Source organism: Clostridium celatum, assembly GCF_021412605.1.
Lineage (GTDB): Bacteria > Bacillota > Clostridia > Clostridiales > Clostridiaceae > Clostridium > Clostridium celatum.
Genome location: NZ_JAJKGM010000081.1, coordinates 1 through 4,379, shown reverse-complemented (window position 1 = coordinate 4,379; position 4,379 = coordinate 1). Strand labels below are relative to the sequence as shown.

Below are 4,379 nucleotides of genomic sequence, written 5' to 3'. Positions count from 1 at the left end.
ATCAATCATCAAGTTCAAATAATAATAGCGGAACTGCAAACAGTGGAAGCACTACTGGAAATTCAAATAGTGGAAAGCTACCACAAACAGGAACAGCAGGTGTAGCTGGAACATTAATAAGTGGAGTTATTGCTTTACTTGGTGGATTAGGTCTGAGTAGAAAAAGGAATAAAAAGTAGTAGTTTTAAGGAAATTCTAAGGTTAGAAGTATAAAAATAAATTTATATGAGAGGACAATAGCAAATTATTTCGCTATTGTCCTCTTTATTTATAGTAGAAAGTATATTTAAAAACTTAATGCGCAATATATTTATATAATTTAGCAATTATTATAAAAAAAGTAAAAAAATATACAAAGAAATAATTTTATATAATATAATTAATTAGAGTAAACAATTTGGTATAAAAGGAGGAATTATGATGAATAGAAGAAAAATAGTGGCATTAATAATGGCGTCAGCTATGGCTTTCAATACGATTAGCTCTATATCTAATGTAAACGTATTAGCGTATGAATCCCAAATTCATAAAAATTTAATTATTGAAGAGGAAATACCACAAAGTCAAATGACAGCAGTAGCTACGTCATCTCAATCTGGGGAAGATGGAAGTAAAGCTATAGATGGCGATATTAGTACAATGTGGCATACTCCTTGGTATGAAACAATAGAATTTCCGCAAAGTTTAACAATTGATTTAGGGGGAGTTAATAACGTAAGTAGCTTAAAAGTTTCACCAAGAGTATCAGGCTCAAATGGAATGATAAATAATTATGAAGTTTATGCTATTAATGGTGATGAAGAAACTCTTGTATCTGAAGGAGTATGGGCAACAAGCAATAGCGATCCTAAATATGTTACATTTAATGAACCTATTAATGCAGAAAAAATTAAAATAGTAGCATTGGGTGGAGTTGGAGGATTTGCTTCTATAGCAGAAGTAAATATATATAGAGTTAAAGAAGATATTAATAAAATTGCAAGATATGAAAATAAAAAGATAACAAATAATCAAGGCATAGATATATCTTCCGATATTGAAGCTCTTAAAGGATTGGAGGAAGGAACTATAGTTGCAAGATTTGACACTACAAAGGGCGATATTCAGTCTTTAATTAGTGTTGGAAACAATAATGTAGCTAATGGGCACTTTCATCTTTATGTAGCTGATAATACGGTTGGATTTGAAGTGAGAAATCAAAGTGGAAATGTAGCTACTGGTAAAGCTTCTGCCGTTTTAAATAATGGTATAAATACTGTTGCACTTAAAGTAACAAGCGGTGTTGGATATAAAATATTTATCAATGGTAAATTAGCTGGAGAAGTTACAACTTCTAATGCAACATTAAGTGCAGGAGTAGTAGATGTTAATAATGCTTATATTGGAAAGACTGATAGAGCTTCAGGAAATGAATATCCATTTAGTGGCTCTATAGATTTTATAGATGTATATGGAGATGTACTTCCAGATAAATACTTATTAGACGTTACTGGACAAACTGTACTTCCTTCAGAAGATGAAATATTACCAGAAGGTTATAAAAGTGAAGTAGTTGACTTATTTAAACCAGGTGATTTAGGTTCTCCAAACTTTAGAATACCTGCATTATTTACAACAAAAGAAGGAACTGTTATAGCTTCTATTGATGTTAGAAATAATGGGGGAGCAGATGCGCCTTGGAATGATATAGATTCAGGTGTAAAAAGAAAAACAGTAAATGGAGAATGGGAAGAAGCTCAAAAGGTAATAGATTTTCCAAGTAATGCTTCTGTTATTGATACAGCATTAACACAAGATGAAGAAACAGGAAGAATATTCTTATTAGTTACTACATTCCCACAAAACTATGGATTCTGGCAAGCACAAGCTGGAAGTGGATATACAGAGATTGATGGAGAAAAATATAGATCTTTATATGATTCTTCAGGAAATCTTTATACTATAAGAGAAGATGGAAATGTTTATGATAATGAAGGTAACATAACAGATTATAATGTAAATATTCATAGTATGGAATTAACTAAGGGTGGTGTATCAGCTGGAAATGTTATGACTGCAAATTGTGAATTAAAGGTTCATGGCACAAGCTATTTAAGTCTAATATACAGTGATGATGATGGAAAAACTTGGAGTGAGCCAATAGACATAAATGCAGATGTTAAAGCAGACTGGATGAAATTCTTAGGAACAGGTCCAGGGGCCGGAATTCAAATGAAAAATGGGGAGCATGCAGGAAGAATAGTATTCCCAGTATATTATACGAATGAAATAGGCGGTAAACAATCAAGTGCAGTTATTTATAGTGATGACCATGGTGCAACATGGGAAATAGGTGAGTCTCCTAATGATGGTAGAGATTTAGGTAATGGTTCTTTTGGTAACTCTCAAACCATGACAGATGGACTTGAATTAACTGAATGTCAAGTAGTTGAAATGCCTAATGGACAATTAAAATTATTTATGAGAAATACTGGGTCGTATGTAAGAATTGCAACAAGCTTTGATGGTGGAGCAACTTGGGATGCAGATGTGTATGAAGATAGAAATTTACCTGAACCATATTGTCAATTAAGTGTAATAAATTATAGTAAGCAAATTGATGGAAAGGACGCAATTGTATTTGCTAATCCAGCAGGCTCTGGAAGAAGTAATGGTACAGTTAGATTTGGTCTTATAAGTGAAAATGGAACTCATGAAAATGGACAGACAAAATATGAATTTGAATGGAAATATAATAAGCTTGTTAAAGCAGGAACTTATGCATATTCATGCTTAACAGAGTTAGCAAATGGAGACATCGGTTTATTCTATGAAGGCACAGGAAATCAAGAAATGTCTTATATGGAAATGTCATCAGAATATATTAAGTTTGATTATGAAGCATCATTAGAAGAACTTGTGAATCCAGGCAAAATAGAATCAATAGAATTATTAGATGGAAACGGAAGCTATGATGCTGGAGATGAAATAAATGTTAAATTAACTTTTGATCAAGCTGTAAGTTTAGTTGGAAATAAAAATTTAACATTAAAGCTTGGAGAAAATGAAGTAATATTAAATCCAGTGTCAGAAAATAATGCAAGAGAATTCACTTTTGAAGGAGTATTACCAACAACATTAGAAGAAGGAACGTTTAATTTAGTATTAAAAGCTAATGAAGATACTGAAATATTAAATACTATTGGTAAAAATATTACTTTAAGTAGTGATATAGATTTATCTAATAATGGGGGGCAAATAGTAATTGGAGGAGGTTCTATAGAAAATCCAGATGAAACTATTAAACCTTTAGTAGGATATTCAAATATAAGAATATCAAATAATAGTGCATATGATATATCATCAGATTTAAATAGCTTTAAAGATTTAACAGAAGGAACTATTATAGCTAGATTTGATAATACAAATAAAACTGGAGTTCAATCTATAATTGGTATAGGTAATGATACAGATAGAAATTCACATTTCCACTTATATACTTTTGGGGATAAGGTTGGTTTTGAACTTAGAAATCAAACACAAGAAGGAGCAACAGAAAGTGGAACAACTAATATAGCTAGACCATCAGCTAATGTTACTTTAAATGAAGGAATTAATACTATTGCATTTAAAGTTACTAATGGAGAAGGATATAAGATATTTGTTAATGGTGTTCTTGTATTAAATGTAGAGGATACAAATGCTAGATTCTTAGATGCAATAGAAGATGCTAATAAGGCATATATAGGAAAAACACCTAGACATAGTAGTGCTACTAATATGTATTCATTCAATGGAGATGTTGATTTTGTTGAAATTTACGGAACTACTTTAGAGGATGAAGTTCTTTTAAATAAAACAGCAGAAACAACATTAGTATCAGATTTAGAAACGGCAATAAGCTCTGTTGAAATTATAGATGAAAAAGAAGAGTATGTTGCTGGTGATAGAATTAGCTTTAATTTAAAGTTTAACCAAGCGGTAAGTTTAGTTGGAGAAACAAATTTAACACTAATGATTGGAGATGTAGAAGTTCCAATTACAATAGTAAAAGGAGATACTGCAAGTAATTTTGTATTTGAAGCAACATTACCAGAAGAAGTATCATCTGGAAATCAAGAATTAGTATTAAAAGCTAATGAAAATACTACAATTTTAAATACAGCAGGAAATAATATAACAGTATCTACTAATGTGGAATTAAATAAAAGTATAAATATTGATGGTGCAGAAACTCCAGAATTAGAACAAGCTGGAATTAATATGACTGTAGCTGAAGAAGTAACAGTTGGAAATGACTTTGATATCAATGTTAACTTAAGTGACATAAAAGAAAATATGTATGCTATGGAATTTGAAGTTGACTATGATGAAACAAAAGTAGACTTTAAAGAAGCAAC

At 30.9% G+C, this 4,379-nt stretch carries 2 protein-coding genes; both read left to right on the top strand.

What is annotated here, in order from left to right:
* A partial coding sequence (locus tag LPC13_RS17225) for an LPXTG cell wall anchor domain-containing protein (RefSeq protein WP_195245663.1) occupies positions 1 to 179 on the top strand: 179 nt, incomplete at its 5' end.
* A gap of 241 nt (positions 180 to 420) precedes the next feature.
* The coding region (locus LPC13_RS16495) for a sialidase domain-containing protein (RefSeq protein WP_234089019.1) at positions 421 to 4,379 on the top strand (3,959 nt) is incomplete at its 3' end.